Raw genomic sequence first — 17,748 nt, 5'->3', positions numbered from 1 at the left:
AGGCGCCGCGCTGCGCCGCGCCTCGTCCAGGCGGAAGGGGCCTATGCCAGCGGCGTGTTGGAGATGATCTCCACCCAGTAACCGTCCGGGTCCTTGATGAAGGCCAGGTGCTTCATGCGGCCCTCTTCCAGGCGTTTCTGATAGGGCACGGCGAGGCTGTCGAAGCGTGCGCAGGCGGCGTGGATGTCCGGCACCGACACGCAGATATGACCGAAGCCACGCGGGTCGCTGTTGCCGTCGTGATACACCGCCCCCTCCTGGGCCTCGGTGCCATGGTTGTGGGTCAGCTCCAGCACGCCGGGAATGCCGGCCATCCACAGCCGCCGTTCGTCATCCTGTTCGGGAATCGTGGTGGTGCCGGGCAACAAGGCCAGGAAATACAGGCTGAATTGCGCATCCGCGAAGTGGCGGGCATCGAGCAGGCGGAAGCCCAGCACGCGGGTATAGAAGTCCAGCGAACGTTGCGCATCCTTGACGCGCAACATCGTGTGGTTGAACACGAAGCCCTGGGTGTCACTGGGGGCGGCGCTGACGCCGGGTACCTGTTGCAGCTCGGTCAAAGGCATTGTGGTCTCCTCGGTCGAATCGTGCGCGCGGGCCAGGCGCGTGGGGTGAGTAGTTTAGCCAGGGGGAGGTGGGCGATGTGTCTGCGTCATGCGTGGCCTTGCCGAGGCATGTCGCTGCGTATGCGTTCTCTCTATCGAACGATGAGGCGATTCGCCAAATCGATCGCGCCGCGCGCTTTGCCGGCACCGTAAGTGCATCGGCGCGTCCGGCATCGCAGGCGCGGCGACGTGCATGCATCGCCTCAGAACCAGAGGCGGATACCGGCGACGAATTGGCTCTCGCGCGGCCGCTCGCCTGCGACCGCGTCGCGTTGAGCAGCATCGCCGAAGCGGCGGGTATGCACCCAGCCGATGTACGGTGCGACTTTGCGGGTGAACTCGTAGCGCAGCCGCACACCGGCTTCCACCTGCTCCAGGCCGGTGCCGATTCCGCGGCGTTCGTCATCGGTGAGGGCGATGTCGGCTTCCACGCGCGGTTGCAGAATCAGGCGATTGGTCAGCAAGACCTCGTATTCGCCTTCCAGGCGCAACGCGGCGCGACCGCCGTTGCCCAGATACAGGGTGGCTTCGGTCTCGAACTTGTACGGTGCCAGGCCCTGTAGGCCGATGGCGGCCCAACTGCGACGGTCGCCCGGCGCCAGATCCTGGCGTGCGCCGATGAGCAGATCCCACCACGGCGAGATGGCGTGACCGTAGAAGGCTTCCAGCCAGGCCGATTGCGTACGGCCGTTCGCGCGTTCGCCTTCGCTGCGCAGCCAGAGCCGGTCGATATCGCCGCCGATCCAGGCGCGCGCTTCCCAGTCCTGGCCCGTGCCGCGATCGGTGTCGACCGCTTCCAGGCGATCGAGCAGCACATAGTGATTGATGCCCATTCCGTGCATCGCATGTGCCTGAAGTGGCGCGAAGGCGGCGGCGATCTCTTCGCTGGTGGGCACTGGAACCGGCTCGCGCGGCAACCCCGTTCCAGTTGGCGATGCGTGCATCGGTGCGGCGTGCGCGCCATGGTCCATCGCATGATGCTCCATGCCGTCATGCACGGCGGAATCGTGCTGCATCGTGTCGTGGGTCATCGCGTGCTGCGGCGTGACGCGGTGAGCCGGCGTGGCGGGATGTATCTCGTGCTTCATCGCGCCACGTGTCGTCACATCCGGTGTCGTCGTAGTGTGCTCCGTTGCAGCTCGACTCTCCGTGGCGTGTTCGTTGGAATCATGGCCCATCGCCTGATGCTCCATTGCGCCGTGGTCCATGTCGGCGCGATGCATGACGGCATGGTCCATGCCGGCATGGTCCATGTGCGAGTGATCCATCGGCGCTGCGCTGCCGTCGTGCTGGGTCTGCGGTTCTGCAGCCCCGATTGCTGGCGCCGCCGCCGGGCGTGCGGCAGCCTCGTCCGCAGCCGTGACCGACGCATCCGGCACCGCCGGCGAACCGGCAGTGGATTGAGCGTGCGTATGCGTCATCGTAGGCATGGCCTGTCGAGCGGTTGGCGACGCCTCGGGCGGAATCGCCTGCATGCCTTGCGAGGCGGGTGCGTCCGCCATGCCATCGGCCTGCAGCGCTGCTGCATGATCGCCATGAACGGCCGGACCCGTCGCAGCATGCGCGTGTTCTTGCGCGGCCAGCGATGCGCTGAACAACCAGGTGCCGACCACCAGCGAACGTAGTGCGCGCATGTTCATGCCTCCACCCGCACTTCGCGCATCATGCCCGCTTCCATGTGGTACAGCAGATGGCAGTGATAGGCCCAGCGACCCACCGCGTCGGCGCGCACGCGATAGCTGCGGCGCGTGCCAGGCGGCATGTCGATGGTGTGCTTGCGGACCTGGAAATTGCCGTCTGCATCTTCCAGGTCGCTCCACATGCCGTGCAGGTGGATGGGGTGCTGCATCATGGTGTCGTTGACCAGCACGATGCGTAGCCGCTCGCCGTAGCGCAGGCGCAACGGATCGGCCGAGGCGAATGCCACGCCGTCGAAGGACCAGGCGAATTTTTCCATGTGCCCGGTCAGATGCAGTTCGATCTCGCGCCCCGGCTCGCGTCCATCCGGGTCCTCGAACAGGCTGTGCAGGTCGCCGTAGCGCAGCACGCGGCGGCCGTTGTCGCGCAGGCCTACGCCCGGGTCGTCCAGGCGCGGTGTGGTGGCATTGCTGCGCATGTCGATCAGCGGGTTGCCCGCTTCGCTGGCGGCATGGTGCGGTGTCCTGGCATGCGCCTGCGCAACGTGATGCGCGTGCATCGGCATTGCCATCGCGCGTGCATCGGCGGCGCCGTGCATGGCATGGCCGTCGTGGTGCATGCCGTCGCCATGCCCCATGTCCTGCATGGTCAGGATGGCGCGCGGATCCAGTGCGGGAATCGGTGCCTGCAGGCCATGCCGCACCGCCAGCGTGCCGCAGGCGAAACCGGTGCGGCCCATGTCCTGCGCGAACAGGGTAAAGGCGTCCTGGCCGATGGGTTCGACCAGGACGTCGAAGGTCTCGGCCGCGGCAATGCGCAGCTCGTCCACGCTGACCGGATGCACGTATTGGCCATCGGCGGCCACCACGGTCATGCGCAGGCCGGGGATGCGGATGTCGAAGTAAGTCATCGACGATCCATTGATGAAGCGCAGCAGCACTTTCTCGCCGGGGACGAACAGGCCGGTCCAATTGCCCGCCGGCGCCACGCCATTGAGCAGGTAGGTATAGGTATTGGCGTTGACGTCGGACAGGTCGGTGGGGGTCATGCGCATGCGCCCCCACATGCCGCGATCGGCCAGCGTGGCGCGCAGCCCGTCTTCGCGCGCATCGCGCAGGAAATCGCCCACCGTGCGCTGTGCGTAGTTGTCGTGGCTGGGCATCTGCTTCAAGCGGCGAAACAGTGCGGCCGGGTCCAGGTCGGTCCAGTCCGACAGCAGCACCACATGTTCGCGATCGTAGCGATACGGCGGTGGCGCCAGCGGGTCGATCACGATGGCGCCATACAGGCCGGCCTGCTCCTGGAACATCGAATGGCTGTGGTACCAGTAGGTGCCGGATTGGCGCAGCGCGAAGCGGTAGTGGTACTCCTGGCCCGGCGCGATGCCGTCGAAACTCATACCCGGCACGCCATCCATGTTGGCCGGCAACAGCAGCCCGTGCCAATGCACCGAGGTGGGTTGGTCGGTCAGCGTGTTGCGCACGCGCACGCTCACCGTGTCGCCCTCGCGCCAGCGCAGGATCGGTGCCGGCAGGCTCTGGTTGACGGTGATCGCAGGGCGGGTACGCCCGGTGAGATTGACCGGCATCTGGCCGATCTGCAGCGCGTGGCTGCTGCCGCGCAGCATCGGCGTGGCCATGGCGCCGGCAGCGCGCGCATCGCCGCGCCACAGGCCGGTGGCAGCAATGCCACCCAGGGCCAGGCCCTGCACGAAACGGCGCCGGCTCATCCCGGAGCTGACAGTGTGAGGAACGACAGGAATAGCGGACGACATGACACCTCCGGTGCGCCCGCCGGAGCGGCAGACGCAACGCATCGCTGAGAAATCCCGCATCCATCGATGCAGGGCGAAGAGCGGGCAGGGCAGCCGACACCTCCGCGCGAAGCGGCGGCAGGCATGGACGACGCGGGGAGCGGGCGCGTACACGCCAGGCAGGGAGGTCCCCGCGACCGCTACACGCAGCTGACGCTGGGTGCCACCCTGCGCGGGCTGCGCTCAGCCGATGGGAGGTCGAACCGGCTGTTCGGGGACCGGGCTGCCGCGCCCGTCAGCGGGAATCGACGGCAGGTCCGGCCGGCCGGGCAGGCCCGCCGGTACCGCCGGCAGAGTCAGCAGCGCCAGGCTGCAATGCTGCAGGCAGTCGCAGCTGCGCAGCTTGCAGCAGTCGGCCGCGTGCGGCTGCTTGGACGTCTCGGCCTGTATCGCCGTCGGTGGCTCGTGCGCATGACAGGGCATGGCATCCACGCTTACCGCGTGCCCGACCGCTGCGTGCGCAGCGGCTGTTGCAGCCGGCTGTTGCGTGTCTATCTGCGGCATCGCCATGCCCACCGACGCCCACGCACCGGTGGCCGTATTGGCGACCAGGCACAGGCACAGCAGCAGGCGAAGCAGGCAAGGCAGCACGGGCACGCACGACGGATCGGACGGGAGCGGCGAGCATACCACCGGCCCCTGGCTGTCCGCCCGATGACCGCCCGCCTCGGGCGTGCGCCCGGCAGCGGTAGAATCGACGCTTCCTTCGCCACACCGTCCTGCCATGTCGCAGCGCCAGTGGGTGGCCGCCGCCATCCAGAAGATCGAGGCCGATTTCAACCGATCGGCCGATACCCACCTGATTCCCATGGACCTGCCCGGCTATCCAGGCATCGACCTGTATTTCAAGGACGAGTCCAGCCACCCCACCGGCAGCCTGAAGCACCGGCTGGCGCGTTCGTTGTTCCTGTACGCGCTGACCAACGGCTGGTTGCGCGCAGGCCGGCCGGTGATCGAGGCCTCCAGCGGTTCCACCGCGGTGTCGGAGGCTTATTTCGCGCGCTTGCTGGGGCTGCCCTTCATCGCGGTGATGCCGGCTTCCACTTCGCCGGAAAAGATCGCCGCGATCGAATTCCAGGGCGGGCGTTGCCATCTGGTGGAGCGCGCCTGCGACCTGGACAGCGCCTCGCACCAGCTCGCGCGCGAGACCGGTGGGCACTTCATGGACCAGTTCACCTACGCCGAGCGCGCCACCGACTGGCGCGCCAACAACAACATCGCCGAATCCATCTTCAAGCAGCTGGCCGAGGAGCCGCACCCGATTCCGGAATGGATCGTCTGCAGTCCCGGCACTGGCGGCACAAGCGCCACCCTGGGGCGCTATGTGCGCTACCGGCGCCACGCCACCCGTATCCTGTGCGCCGATCCGGAAGTGTCGGTGTTCTTCGACGGTTACTGCCGTGCGGTGGATGGGCAATGCCCCAAGGAGCTGGCCATCACCGGTGGCTCGCGCATCGAAGGTATCGGCCGGCCGCGGGTCGAGCCCAGCTTCATCGCCACCTGCGTGGATGCGATGGTGAAAGTGCCCGACGCACTGAGCCTGGCGGCGATGCGTTACGTCAGCGCCACGTTGGGCCGCCGCGTCGGCGGCTCCACCGGCACCAACTTCGTCGGCGTGCTGCAGGCGGCGCAACGGATGCGCGAGGACGGCCGCCAGGGCTCCATCGTCGCCATCCTGTGCGATGCCGGCGAGCGCTACGCGCATAGCTATTACGACCCTGCGTGGTACGCGGCACGCGCCATCGACATCACCGACAGCGACGCGGCCATCGCCAGCGCAGTGAATGGCGGCGCGCTGCCGCCACTGCCTTGTGCTGCGCTGGAATGACCGCCATATCGCTGCGGTAGGCAAGGGCAGGCCAGCTCCTGCCTTGTTCGCTCGTCCCTTCTCCTGATCCGTTCACCGCCGGAGCGCTCCATGACCAACCCCTTGCTCGACCTCTCCGGACTGCCGTCCTTCGATGCGATCCGACCCGCACACGTGGGCCCGGCGATCGACCAGCTGCTGGCCGAGGCCGAGGCGGCGGTCAAGATTGCCGAGCAGGTCAGCCCGGTGCGTTGGGACAGCTTCGTGGTGCCGCTGGACGATGCCACCGAGCGGCTCTGGCGTGCGTGGGGGCAGGTGGGGCATCTGCAGGCGGTGATGAATACCCCGGAGCTGCGCGAGGCCTACAACAGCAATCTGCCCAAGGTGAGCCGCTTCGGCAGTGCGCTGGGCCAGAACCTTGCGCTGTACGCGCAGTACAAGGCGCTGGCGCAATCGCCGGAGGCCTCCCACTACGACGACGCGCGTCGCAAGGTGCTGGACAACGCGCTGCGCGATTTCCGCCTGGGTGGTGCCGAGCTCGATGACGCGGACAAGGCGCGCTTTGCGCAGATCCAGGAAGAGTTGTCGGCGCTGGCGGCGAAGTTCTCGCAGAACGTGCTCGATGCCACCGATGCCTGGTCGTATGTCACCGACGATGAAACGCAGTTGTCCGGCCTGCCGGCCGAAGTGATCGCCGCCGCGCGCGCGGCCGCAGAAAAAGACGGCGTGCCGGGCTGGAAGTTCACCCTGCAGATGCCGTGCTACCTGCCGGTGCAGAGCGATGCCGACAGTCGCGAGCTGCGCGCAAAGCTCTATCGCGCCAACGCCGAACGCGCTTCCGAATTCGGCGATGCGGCGCTGGACAACAGCGCCAATATCGACCGCATCCTCGCGCTGCGCGCGGAGCTGGCGCACCTGCTCGGCTTTGCCAGCTACGCCGACTATTCCATCGCGACCAAGATGGCGCAGAGCCCGGAGGAGGTGATGGGTTTCCTGCGCGATCTGGCGGCCCGCGCCAAACCTCATGCGCAACGCGACCGTGCCGAACTGGAGGCTTTCGCCCGCGACGAACTGGGTCTGGACGAACTGCAGGCCTGGGACCTGGCCTACGCCAGCGAAAAACTCAAGCAGGCGCGTTACAGCTTCTCCGAGCAGGAAGTGAAGCAGTACTTCACCGAGCCCAAAGTGCTGGCCGGCCTGTTCGATGTGATCCACAGCCTGTACGGGCTCACCGTCAAACCCGACAGCGCGCCGGTCTGGCATCCGGATGTGCGGTTCTACCGCCTGGAAGATGCGCAGGGCGCGCTGGCGGGCCAGTTCTATCTGGACCTGTACGCGCGCGAAGGCAAGCGCGGTGGTGCCTGGATGGACGATTGCCGCAACCGCCGCGACACCGCCAACGGTGTGCAGACGCCGTTGGTGTATCTGGTGTGCAACTTCGGCCGCGGCAGCGGCGATGCGCCGGCCACGTTCCGGCATGGCGAGGTCACCACGCTGTTCCATGAAATGGGCCATGGCCTGCATCAGTTGCTCACCCGCATCGGCGAACTCGGCGTGGCCGGCATCAACGGCGTGGAATGGGATGCAGTGGAGCTGCCCAGTCAGTTCATGGAGAACTTCTGCTGGGAATGGGAGCGGGTGCAGACGATGACCGCGCATGTGCAGACCGGTGAACCGCTGCCGCGCAACCTGTTCGACCGCCTGCTGGCCGCGCGCAATTTCCAGAGCGGCATGTTCACCGTGCGTCAGCTCGAATTCGCCTTGTTCGACATGCAGCTGCACAGCAGTTTCGACCCGCTGCAGGACAGCGTGCTGAAGCTGATCGAGCGCGTGCGCGACGAAGTCGCCGTCAACCGTCCGCCGGCGTGGAATCGCTTCCCGCATCAGTTCAGCCACATCTTCGCCGGCGGTTACGCGGCCGGTTACTACAGCTACAAATGGGCCGAAGTGCTCAGTGCCGATGCCTACGCCGCATTCGAAGAGGCGCCCGAACAGGTGGCCGAGACCGGTGCACGTTTCCGCCACGAAGTCCTGTCGCGTGGCGGCAGCCGCAGTGCCGCGGACAATTTCCGTGCCTTCCGTGGTCGCGCGCCGACCATCGATGCATTGCTGCGGCATAACGGCATGGCGGGTTGATCCTTTCTGCACCACGCCTGACGTCGCCAGGTTGGCATCGCAGTGCGATGGCCCCGCGTATGGACGCAATCGCGTGGTGGCCCCTCGCCCGCTTGCATGAAGGGATCGGTACATCAAGGAGCGTGCAATGCAGCGACATCTGTCATGGAGTGTGGTGGTCGTGATGGCGGTGGCTGTGCCGGCGGTGGCGCAGCACGCCGGGCATGCCAATCGCCTGGCAGCCCTGCGTGCCGGCCCGGGCGATGAATACCAGCGCGTGGGCGAAGTCCGCGCTGGTCACGCGCTCACCGTCCATGGGTGCCTGAAGAACGGCAGGTGGTGCGATGTGCGTGGCCCCGATGCGCGCGGGTGGCTGCCCGCGCAGGCAATCGCATTGGAACGCGGCGAGCTCACCGACGTGGTTCCCAAAATCGCGTTTTCACTGGACCCGTATTGGGATGCGCATTACCGCGGCCGCGAATGGACGGTGGAAAGCGAGCGCGCGCTGTGGCGCCACCATCTGCCGGAAACCTCGCCGGAGCTGGAAGTATTGGCGCCCGGCGAGGGCCTGTCGCACCCTGGCGAGGCGTCCATTGCACGGCGCGCCAAGCGGCAAGCGCGTGAGAACACCGAACGGACCCGCCGCGAGCGGGCCGAGATCGACGCGGCCAAGGCCTTGCAGGACAAGCGCCAGGACTGTCGCAACCGGCAACGGGCGGCCGAACGGAACGCGGTCAGGGGCGCGGATGGCCGGCCCGTCGGCGTTCAGGCCGCGCTGGAGGATTGCGACCGGCTGCGGGACTAAGAGCGGCGAACAGAACGTAGGGGGTGGATGGCGGATGCATAGCGCATCCGCGCGCCCGGAGAACCGCATCGTTCGCCCTGCACCGCATTACACCCGGCCGAACACCAGGGTGCCATTGGTGCCGCCGAAGCCGAAGCTGTTGGACATCACCGTGTTCAGGGTCGCCGCCTGCGTCTGTCGCAGGATCGGGAAGCCGTTGGCGCGTGGATCGAGTTCGTCGATATGCGCCGAACCGGCCATGAAACCGTCGCGCAGCATCAGCAGGCAGAAGATCGCCTCGTGCACGCTCGCCGATCCCAGCGAGTGACCCGACAGCGCCTTGGTCGACGACAGCGGCGGCACATCGTCGCCGAACACCTCGCGCACGGCGCCCAGTTCGGTGACATCGCCCAGCGGCGTGGAGGTGCCGTGGGTATTGAGGTAATCGATCGGGCGATCCAGGCCCTGCAGGGCCATGCGCATGCAGCGCACCGCGCCTTCGCCGCTGGGCGCGACCATGTCCGCGCCATCGGAGGTCACCCCGTAGCCGATCAATTCGGCATGGATGCGCGCACCGCGCGCGATCGCATGATCGTAGTCTTCCAGTACCAGCATGCCGCCGCCGCTGCCGATGACGAATCCGTCGCGCTGCGCATCGTAGGGACGCGAGGCCACGGCGGGGCGGTCGTTGAAGCCGGTGGACAGCGCGCCCATCGCATCGAACATCACGCTCATGGTCCAGTGCAGCTCTTCGCCGGCACCGGCGAACATCACGTCCTGCGCGCCGTGGCGGATCAGGTCCGCCGCCGCGCCGATGCAATGCGCCGAGGTGGCGCAGGCCGCAGACAAGGAATAGCTCAGGCCACGGATCTTGAACGCAGTCGCCAGCGAGGCGGACACGGCAGAGCACATCGTGCGCGGCACCATGTACGGGCCCACCTTGCGCACACCGCGGGCACGCAGCAGGTCGGCGGTTTCCACCTGCCATTGGCTGGACCCGCCGCCGGAGCCGGCGATCACGCCGGTGCGCACATCGCTGACCTGTTCGGCGCTCAGGCCGGCATCGGCGATCGCATCGCGCATGGCTAGGTATGCATACGCCGACGCATCGCCCATGAAGCGTTTGAGCTTGCGGTCGATCAGCGCTTCCAGATCCAGCGCCACCGCGCCGCCGACCTGGCTGCGCAGGCCGGCGTCGGCATGATCGGGCAGCGCGGTGATGCCCGATCGGCCTTCACGCAATGCGGTGGAAACGGTGTCCAGATCATTTCCCAGACACGAATTGATGCCCATTCCGGTGACGACGACGCGGCGCATCAGAAGCTCTCCGTCGAGGTGAACATGCCCACACGCAGGTCCTTGGCGGTGTAGATCTCGCGTCCATCCACCAGCATGCGCGCATCGCTCTGCGCCATCACCAGCTTGCGGTTGATCACGCGGCTGATATCGATCTCGTAACGCACCAGCGTTGCGCTGGGCAGCACCTGGCCGGTGAACTTGACTTCCCCGCAGCCCAGGGCGCGGCCGCGGCCGGGTGCGCCGATCCAGGTCAGGAAAAAGCCGGTCAACTGCCACATCGCGTCCAGTCCCAGGCAGCCGGGCATCACCGGGTCGCCGATGAAGTGGCAACCGAAGAACCACAGGTCCGGGCGCACGTCGAATTCTGCGCGGATCACGCCCTTGCCATGCGCGCCGCCGGTGTCGCTGATCTCGGTGATGCGGTCGAACATCAGCATCGGGTCGTTCGGCAACCGACCGCTGTCGGGTCCGAACAATTCCCCACGCGCGCTGGCCAACAATTGATCGCGCGAATACGTACTTTGACGAGTCATGACGAACGGTTTCCTGCAGGCAATCGAAAGGCGAGGCCGGCAAGGGTGCATGAGGGCGCGCGGTTCAATCAAACGTTTTATCCGTACGCCTGCGTGCTGTTTTCAAGGCGGGATGCGCTGCGGAAGGCAGCGGTTGGGTGCAGGGCCAGGATCCTCAGCACGCGAGCCGTCGCCGCAACGGGCTGCATGGAGACATGCCGGGAGGCGGAGCGCACTCCAAACACGATCGACGACGGTCGGGTCCGTTTCGCGGGCGCCCGGCCGGTGCGCACGCAAGGCGTGAGACGCCGCTGATCTATCATGGGCCAACACCTGTGGAGAGACGTCAGCTTGATGCGCAAGATCGTGCACGTGGACATGGATGCGTTCTACGCCTCCGTCGAACAACGTGACGATCCAAGCCTGCGCGGCAAGCCGGTGGTGGTGGCCTGGCGCGGCGCGCGCTCGGTGGTCTGTGCGGCCTCTTACGAGGCGCGGGTGTTCGGGATCCGTTCGGCCATGCCTGCGCTGCGCGCCGAACGTCTATGCCCGGATGCGATCTTCGTGCCTCCGGATTTCGCGCGCTACAAGGCGGTGTCGCGCCAGGTGCGCGAGATCTTCCACCGGCAGACCGATCTGGTCGAGCCACTGTCGCTGGACGAGGCGTATCTGGACGTCACCGAGGCCAAGAGCGGCATCCAGCTCGCCAGCGAGATCGCGCAACTGATCCGCACCCAGATCCGCGACGAAACCCGGCTGACCGCATCGGCTGGCATCGCACCGAACAAGTTCCTGGCCAAGATCGCCTCGGACTGGCGCAAGCCCGATGGACAGTTCGTCATCGCCCCCAGCCGGGTGGATGCGTTCCTGCTGCCGCTCAAGGTCAATCGCATTCCCGGAGTCGGCAAGGTGATGGACGCCAAGCTGGCGGCGCTGGGGATCGTCACCGTTGCCGATCTGCGCACACGTCCGCTGGAGGAATTGCAGGCGCATTTCGGCAGCTTCGGACAGAGCCTGTATCGCCGCGCGCGCGGCATCGACGAGCGTCCGGTAGAGCCGGACCAGGAAGTGCAATCGGTATCCTCGGAGGACACCTTCAGCGAAGACCTCGCTCTCGAGGCGCTCGGCCCGCACATCCTGCGTCTGGCCGAAAAGACCTGGCATGCCACGCGTCGCACCGAGCGGATCGGGCGCACCGTGGTATTGAAGCTGAAGACCTCCGCGTTTCGCATCCTGACGCGCTCCCACACGCCCGAACAGCCGCCCGCCTCGTGCGAGGCGTTGGCGCAGATCGCGCTTGCGTTGACCCGGCGCGTCGAGCTTCCCGCGGACACGCGCTACCGCCTGGTCGGCGTGGGGATCAGCGGTTTCAGCGATTCCACAGAGGGCGCCGTGCAGGGGCAACTGTTCGGCGAACTGCCGCAGGCGTAACGCACGCCATGTGGCGCGTCGATCGCGCGTCAGCGGGCGGCACTGGTCGGCACCATCGGCAACGGTCGCTGGGCTGCGGCAACTGCTCCGCGGCCATGCATCGCCGTATCCGCGGCAACGCGCCGTGCAGCGCCAGCTCTTACACTGTGTCTGCTCCCCCGCACGAGGCCACTGCATGTTTGCGTACCCGCTGGTGATTTTCGATCTGGACGGCACCCTGGTGGATAGCGCCTCCGATATTGCCTATGCCCTCAACGCCACCTTGCACGAGCTGGGCCTGCGGCAGTTCAGCGAATCCACCATTCGCTGCTGGATCGGCGAAGGCGTGAAGGTATTGCTCGCCACGGCGCTGCGCGAAGCCGGCGCAACGCATGATGCCGCGGCGGAAATGCCGGTGATGATGCGGCATTATGCCGCCAGCTTGTTGCGTAACCCGCAGTTGTATCCCGGCGTTGCCGAGGCATTGCACGGGCTGCGCGATGCCGGTGCAACGCTGGCGCTGTGCACCAACAAGCCCGCGCGCTTCATCGCCCCGTTGCTGGAGCACCTGGGCATCGCCGCGCTGTTCGGTGCGGTGCTCGGAGGCGATTCACTGCCGCAGCGCAAACCTGATCCGACACCGTTGCTGCATCTGGCGAGGCAGTTTCAGTGCGCACCGCGGCACTGCCTGATGGTCGGCGATTCGGGTACCGATGCAGCGGCGGCCAAGGCCGCCAACATGCCATTGGCGATGGTGCGCTATGGATATCTGCGCGGCTTCGATGTGCACAGCGCCGGTGCGGTGGCGATCGTCGATGACATGCGTCAATTGCTTGCGTTGACCTGACGGCACCGTCGACGGGGAGTTCCCGCACAGCGCCGAGGCGGCAGGGTCGCTGCAGTGGCGTGGAAAAGAGGCGTGCGGCCGCCGCGCCCGGGTACAGCCACTCAGTCGCTGCGCGTCTGGTCCGGGTCCGCAGCGTCGTCGTCGGCTTCGATCGTGTCGGCATGCACCTCGTGGTCGTCAGCGCGCGCATAGTGCACGGTTTCCACCGGCCCGCCGACCGCTCGCCCGCGGGGCGGCAGCAGTGCGCTGGCCGCCTCGTATTCGGCCAGCAAGGCCTGGCGACGCGCGTCGGGCACGTCCCGCCAGTGACAATCGGCCAGTGCGCCTTCCAGCGAATACAGCAGATTGAGGCTGGGTTTGAAGCCGGCACGGCGCACCTTGGCGAAGGCTGCCACCGCGCCCACCGCCTGCAGATCCTGTCGCGTGCGCAAGCCGACCTGGCGCAACCATGCGGCGCTCTTGGGGCCGATGTTGCGCATCCGTTCGGTGGTCACGCCACTGCGCTCACGAACACCTGCGCGATCGCTTCCAGGCCGCGTTGATCCTCGCCGTCGAAGCGGTCCAGCTCCGGACTGTCCAGGTCCAGCACGCCGATCAGTGCGTCGCCCTTGACCAATGGGATCACTAGCTCCGAACGCGATGCCGAATCACAGGCGATATGCCCGGGGAACGCATCCACGTCGGCAATGCGCTGGGTCTGTCGGGTGCTGGCAGCCGCGCCGCAGACGCCCTTGTCCAGCGGGATGCGCACGCAGGCCGGCAGGCCCTGGAACGGCCCCACCACCAGCTCACGTCCGTCGTAGAAGTAGAAGCCGGCCCAGTTCAACGATGGCAGCGCGTGGAAGATCAGCGCTGCCAGGTTGGCGGCATTGGCGATCCGGTCCGGCTCGCCGTGCACCAGGGCCTGGGCCTGCGCGGTGAGCTGGGCATATTGTTCCGGCTTGCTGCCGGTCAGCGATGAGGTGGCGAACATGCGCGAAGTTTAACAGCCGGGGTCTGTCGCGGCGTTGCGACCGGAACGGCCGCAACGCGCCGCCGCGGCGGACGCTGTTCTCCAGCAGCATCGCCATCCGGGCAAGCATGTCAAAGGCTGACGATCCAGATCCAGATCCAGATCCAGATCCAGATCCAGATCCGATCCGATCCGATCCGTTCCCGAATCCCGAATCCCGAATCCCGAATCCCGAATCCCGATTCCCGATTCCCGATTCCCGATTCCGCCGCACACACCCGCGTTATGCTGCGCGCCCTCACGGCAATCGCGGCGCAGCCGCAGGATCAAGGCGCATGCAGTTCCCGGCGTTCTATGTCACCGGCACCGATACCGGCATCGGCAAGACCATGGCCAGCACCGCCCTGCTGCATGCCCTGCGCGCACGCGGGCACACCGCGGTGGGGATGAAGCCGGTCGCCAGCGGCTGCGACCACACCCCGCAGGGCTGGCGCAACGAGGATGCGCTGGCGTTGCAGGCGGCCAGCAATCCGCAGCCGGACTACGCCACGCTCAACCCCTATGCCTTGCCCGCACCGTTGGCGCCGGAACTGGCTGCCGCCGAGGTAGGGGTGAGCCTGTCGCTGGAGCCGCTCGTCCATGCCTTCGCGCAGTTGCGTGCGCAGGCGCAGCAGGTGGTGGTCGAAGGCGTCGGCGGCTGGGCCGCGCCGCTGAGCGCAGCGCTGGATCAGGCAGACCTGGTGCGCGCGCTGCGTCTGCCGGTGGTGCTGGTGGTCGGCGTACGGCTGGGCTGCATCAACCATGCGCGCCTGACCGCGGCGGCCATCGCCGCCGATGGAGTGGAGTGCATCGGCTGGATCGCCAACGAAGTGGATCCGCAGATGGAGCGCATCGAGGAGAACATCGGCATGCTCGGCCAACGGCTGGCGATGCCGTGCTGGGGACGGATCCGCTGGCGCCCCGGCGCCGATGCCGCCAGCCAGGCGCAGGAGCTGCGGTTGCCGGTGTAGGCCCAGGTGGGCTGTGCGCATGCCGCGTCCACACCGGCAGCCGGATCAGCCATGGTCGAGCGGAGCCGCCGCCGCTGGTGGGCTGCGTCCGCGCCGCCGTGCGCTGGCTTCCTGTGCGGCCGTCTTCGCCATCGTTGCCCACTGACCGCGGCCTGCCGGGCCGCAGCCGCGGCCCGTACGCAGCGCCTCCATGCCAGCGGCAGGCGGCAATAAAAAAGCCCGACAGAGGGAGGGATCTGTCGGGCCGGATTGCATGGGGGGAGGGACCCATGCAAAGACGCTGAATTGTGTTGGCCGTTACCTGCGCCGGCTCTTGGCGCTCGCGCCAGCCGGATCGCCGCCGTGTTCGAAGTGTTGCTTGGCGAATTGTCCGAATTCGCCGGACATCTTCAGCCCCATCCCGACCACTTCCTGGTTGGCCGATGCCAGCCGTTCCAGGTTGTCGCGGGCCACTTGCAGTCCTTTCGGCCAGAGTGTCTGGTAGGCCCCCAGATCGCGGGCCTGTGCGAACTCACCGAAGAAGCGGGTGGTCGCGTTGACGTTCTGCTCCAGCGTGTCCAACGCCAACTGGTTGGCGCGTGCTGCCGCAGAGGCGAACTGACTGGTGAAGCTGTTTTCGAACTGCGCCGACATTGCGAACCCCTTGGGGAAAGCCGTGACCGTTTGTTGCGTTGCAGCATACACCGCGATTGCTGCAACGCAACACGTTTCCTGAAGTTTTTCAAAACGTCTTTGGAATGTCTTTGGATTCAAGGGTTTGGCGAGGTCGCTAAAACGACAAGGCCGCCCGTACGGCGGCCTCGGGTAGTGCAAGTGCGCAGGGATCAACCGCGATAACGGCAGCCGGAGGTGCAGGTCTCATGCACCACGATCTCGCTCAGCTGCGGCAGTGCCGGCTTGAGCTGGTTCCAGATCCAGATCGCCAGCCGCTCGCTGGTCGGGTTCTCCAGTCCCTCGATGTCGTTGAGATAGTGGTGGTCCAGGCGCTCGTAGATCGGCTGGAAGGCCGCCTTGATGTCGCCGAAGTCCATGATCCAGCCGGTCTCTGCGCCCGGTTCGCCGCTGACATGCAGTTCGACCCGAAACGAATGCCCGTGCAGGCGGGCGCATTTGTGCCCAGGCGGCACATTCGGAAGCCGGTGCGCGGCTTCCAGGGTGAATACCTTGAAGATGTCCATGGCGATGATTCGGCAAGCAGTGAGAGGGAAGGGCGTGCACCGGCACCGCGCCGGATCACGCAAGGGCTCGGTCGGGCAGGGACGCACGAAACAAGGGCCGCATCGCGGCCCTTGTGGTCAACCGAGGCGCAACGTTCAGACGCCGCGGTTGGCCGGACGGCCGTTGCCGCCACGTCCGCCGTCGCGCCGTCCTGCACCCGTACCGGCGTTGGCCTGACGCGGACCGCCGTTGCGCTGGCCGCCGGGCTTCTTCGGACCTGCATGCGCATGGCGCGGCGCCTCGCCGTGCGGACGACGGGCATGGCTCTTGCGCGGTGCGCGCTCGCCACCGGGCTGCTCGGCACGGCCCGGCGCGCTGTTGCCCCAGCGGATCGGGGTCTGGGGCTCGTAGCCTGGCACGTCGCGGATTTCCACATCGCGGCCCAGCATGCGCACGATCTGGCGCAGCAGTTTGGCCTCGTCCTGGGCCACCAGCGAAATCGCCTCGCCGGTGGAACCGTTACGGCCGGTGCGACCGATGCGGTGCACGTAGTCCTCGGCCACCATCGGCAGGTCGTAGTTGATGACCTTCGGCAGCTGGTCGATATCGATGCCGCGCGCGGCGATATCGGTGGCCACCAGCACGGTCACCCGGCCAGCCTTGAAGTCGCTCAATGCGCGCATGCGCTGGCCCTGGCTCTTGTTGCCGTGGATCGCCGCGGTCTTGATACCCGACTTCTCCAGGAACAGCGCCAGCTTGTCGCTGCCGTGCTTGGTGCGCGCAAACACCAGGGTCTGCTCGCGGCTGTCCTGCGCCAGCAGGTGCAGCAGCAGGTCGCGCTTGCGCGCGCCATCGACCGGGTGCACACGGTGGGTGATGCTCTCGGCCACGGTGTTGCTCGGGGTGACCTGCACCTGCATCGGGTTGCGCATGAATTCCAGCGCCAGCTGCTTGATGTTCTCCTCGAAGGTCGCCGAGAACAGCAGGGTCTGGCGGTTCTGGCGCGGCAGCTTGCCCAGGATGCGCTTGATCGAGGGCAGGAAGCCCATGTCCAGCATGCGGTCGGCCTCGTCCAGGATCAGCACCTCGATGCCGGACAGGTCCACGCTGCGGCGTTCGATATGGTCGATCAGGCGGCCCGGGCAGGCGATCAGCAGGTCAACGCCACGGCGCAGCGCATCGAGCTGGTTGCCCATGCCCACGCCGCCGTAGATCACCGCGCTGGGGATGCGCAGGTATTTGCTGTAGCCGCGCAGGCTGTCATGCACCTGGGTAGCCAGTTCGCGGGTGGGGGTCAGGATCAGCGCGCGCGGCTTGCGCGGGCCGTTGACGGCCTGCGGCGAGGTGCCCAGGTGTTGCAGCAGCGGCAGGCCAAACGCCGCGGTCTTGCCGGTGCCGGTCTGCGCACCGGCCAGCAGGTCGTGGCCTTCCAGCACCAGCGGGATCGCCTGCTGCTGGATCGGGGTGGGGGTCTCGTAGCCCTGCTCGGCCAATGCGCGCAGCAGGAAGGGCGCAAGGCCCAGGGATTCGAATGACATCAGGAAGCTCCAAGTAAAGCGCCGCCGCCAGGCCGGGCCCGGAGCGCGAACGCATTGCAGATGCAAAAAGGTGAGGCTCGGAGCGTTCCCGTGAACCGCGCTGCGAGATGGTGGATCAACCCGATAGGACGCGACGGGTTTGTCGGCACCACGAAAGGCGTCGGGTGGGGCGGGCGAGCGGATCGACCGATCCTGGCCTCGCCGGCGGTCCCAGAGGGAAACGGACGGCCGCATGCAGACCCGGCAAGTGTACGCGTGTT

17 protein-coding genes are annotated in these 17,748 nt (G+C 66.9%); 6 read left to right on the top strand and 11 right to left on the bottom strand.

Going from position 1 to position 17,748, the window contains the following annotated elements:
• Positions 1-41 precede the first annotated feature (41 nt).
• From gloA to LL964_RS03260, 4 genes are all read right to left on the bottom strand, one after another.
• The gene (gene gloA / locus LL964_RS03275; RefSeq protein ID WP_104585139.1) at positions 42-566 is read right to left on the bottom strand and encodes a lactoylglutathione lyase; all 525 of its coding nucleotides are present in this window, start codon (positions 564-566) and stop codon (positions 42-44) included.
• Between the two features lie 242 nt (positions 567-808).
• Complete coding sequence (locus tag LL964_RS03270) at positions 809-2,239, bottom strand: copper resistance protein B (RefSeq protein WP_104585596.1); 1,431 nt, start codon at positions 2,237-2,239, stop codon at positions 809-811.
• 2 nt (positions 2,240-2,241) lie between these two features.
• On the bottom strand, positions 2,242-4,017 hold the full coding sequence (locus LL964_RS03265; protein ID WP_104585137.1) for a copper resistance system multicopper oxidase: 1,776 nt from the start codon (positions 4,015-4,017) through the stop codon (positions 2,242-2,244).
• A 222-nt stretch (positions 4,018-4,239) separates the two neighbouring features.
• On the bottom strand, positions 4,240-4,689 hold the full coding sequence (locus LL964_RS03260) for a CopL family metal-binding regulatory protein (protein ID WP_104585135.1): 450 nt from the start codon (positions 4,687-4,689) through the stop codon (positions 4,240-4,242).
• Between the two features lie 91 nt (positions 4,690-4,780).
• On the opposite strand from LL964_RS03260, the gene LL964_RS03255 reads away from it, so the two are divergent.
• The 3 genes from LL964_RS03255 (at position 4,781) to LL964_RS03245 (ending at position 8,783) form a co-directional block, all read left to right on the top strand.
• Positions 4,781-5,884, top strand: coding sequence for a PLP-dependent cysteine synthase family protein (locus tag LL964_RS03255; RefSeq protein ID WP_104585133.1), 1,104 nt, complete (start codon positions 4,781-4,783; stop codon positions 5,882-5,884).
• A 90-nt stretch (positions 5,885-5,974) separates the two neighbouring features.
• A complete protein-coding gene (locus LL964_RS03250) occupies positions 5,975-7,999 on the top strand; it encodes a M3 family metallopeptidase (protein WP_104585131.1) in 2,025 nt (674 codons plus the stop codon).
• Positions 8,000-8,126: 127 nt separating this feature from the next.
• Positions 8,127-8,783 (top strand): SH3 domain-containing protein, encoded by a 657-nt coding sequence (locus LL964_RS03245; protein ID WP_228329370.1) that lies wholly within the window; start codon positions 8,127-8,129, stop codon positions 8,781-8,783.
• 87 nt (positions 8,784-8,870) lie between these two features.
• On the opposite strand, the gene fabB is transcribed toward LL964_RS03245, so the two are convergent.
• Positions 8,871-10,079 (bottom strand): beta-ketoacyl-ACP synthase I, encoded by a 1,209-nt coding sequence (gene fabB / locus LL964_RS03240; RefSeq protein ID WP_104585129.1) that lies wholly within the window; start codon positions 10,077-10,079, stop codon positions 8,871-8,873.
• Positions 10,079-10,594: a 3-hydroxyacyl-[acyl-carrier-protein] dehydratase FabA gene (fabA, locus tag LL964_RS03235; protein ID WP_104585127.1), complete on the bottom strand. Its 516-nt coding sequence runs from the start codon at positions 10,592-10,594 to the stop codon at positions 10,079-10,081. Before fabA ends, fabB begins: the two co-directional genes overlap by 1 nt.
• A gap of 333 nt (positions 10,595-10,927) precedes the next feature.
• Between fabA and dinB the strand changes: the two genes are divergently transcribed.
• Both dinB and gph read left to right on the top strand, forming a co-directional pair.
• A complete protein-coding gene (dinB, locus tag LL964_RS03230; RefSeq protein WP_104585125.1) occupies positions 10,928-12,004 on the top strand; it encodes a DNA polymerase IV in 1,077 nt (358 codons plus the stop codon).
• 175 nt (positions 12,005-12,179) lie between these two features.
• Entirely contained in the window at positions 12,180-12,830 is a 651-nt protein-coding gene (gene gph, locus LL964_RS03225; protein ID WP_104585123.1) for a phosphoglycolate phosphatase, read from the top strand.
• A 101-nt stretch (positions 12,831-12,931) separates the two neighbouring features.
• On the opposite strand, the gene LL964_RS03220 is transcribed toward gph, so the two are convergent.
• Both LL964_RS03220 and LL964_RS03215 read right to left on the bottom strand, forming a co-directional pair.
• Entirely contained in the window at positions 12,932-13,324 is a 393-nt protein-coding gene (locus LL964_RS03220; RefSeq protein WP_104585121.1) for a TfoX/Sxy family protein, read from the bottom strand.
• Positions 13,321-13,803 carry a GAF domain-containing protein gene (locus LL964_RS03215; RefSeq protein ID WP_104585119.1) on the bottom strand — a complete coding sequence of 161 codons (483 nt, stop codon included), beginning with the start codon at positions 13,801-13,803 and terminating at the stop codon, positions 13,321-13,323. The genes LL964_RS03220 and LL964_RS03215 overlap by 4 nt, the downstream gene beginning before the upstream one ends.
• Positions 13,804-14,117: 314 nt before the next feature.
• Here LL964_RS03215 and bioD point away from each other — a divergent pair, with 314 nt between their 5' ends.
• Entirely contained in the window at positions 14,118-14,792 is a 675-nt protein-coding gene (gene bioD / locus LL964_RS03210) for a dethiobiotin synthase (RefSeq protein WP_104585117.1), read from the top strand.
• Between the two features lie 297 nt (positions 14,793-15,089).
• On the opposite strand, the gene LL964_RS03205 is transcribed toward bioD, so the two are convergent.
• From LL964_RS03205 to LL964_RS03195, 3 genes are all read right to left on the bottom strand, one after another.
• Entirely contained in the window at positions 15,090-15,425 is a 336-nt protein-coding gene (locus LL964_RS03205; RefSeq protein WP_104585115.1) for a phasin family protein, read from the bottom strand.
• A gap of 191 nt (positions 15,426-15,616) precedes the next feature.
• On the bottom strand, positions 15,617-15,970 hold the full coding sequence (queD, locus tag LL964_RS03200; RefSeq protein WP_104575655.1) for a 6-carboxytetrahydropterin synthase QueD: 354 nt from the start codon (positions 15,968-15,970) through the stop codon (positions 15,617-15,619).
• Positions 15,971-16,105: 135 nt separating this feature from the next.
• Positions 16,106-17,488: a DEAD/DEAH box helicase gene (locus LL964_RS03195; RefSeq protein ID WP_104585113.1), complete on the bottom strand. Its 1,383-nt coding sequence runs from the start codon at positions 17,486-17,488 to the stop codon at positions 16,106-16,108.
• Between the last annotated feature and the right edge of the window lie 260 nt (positions 17,489-17,748).

Source organism: Xanthomonas melonis, from assembly GCF_020783655.1.
GTDB classification, from domain to species: domain Bacteria; phylum Pseudomonadota; class Gammaproteobacteria; order Xanthomonadales; family Xanthomonadaceae; genus Xanthomonas; species Xanthomonas melonis.
This window is presented reverse-complemented; position numbering and strand designations above follow the sequence as displayed.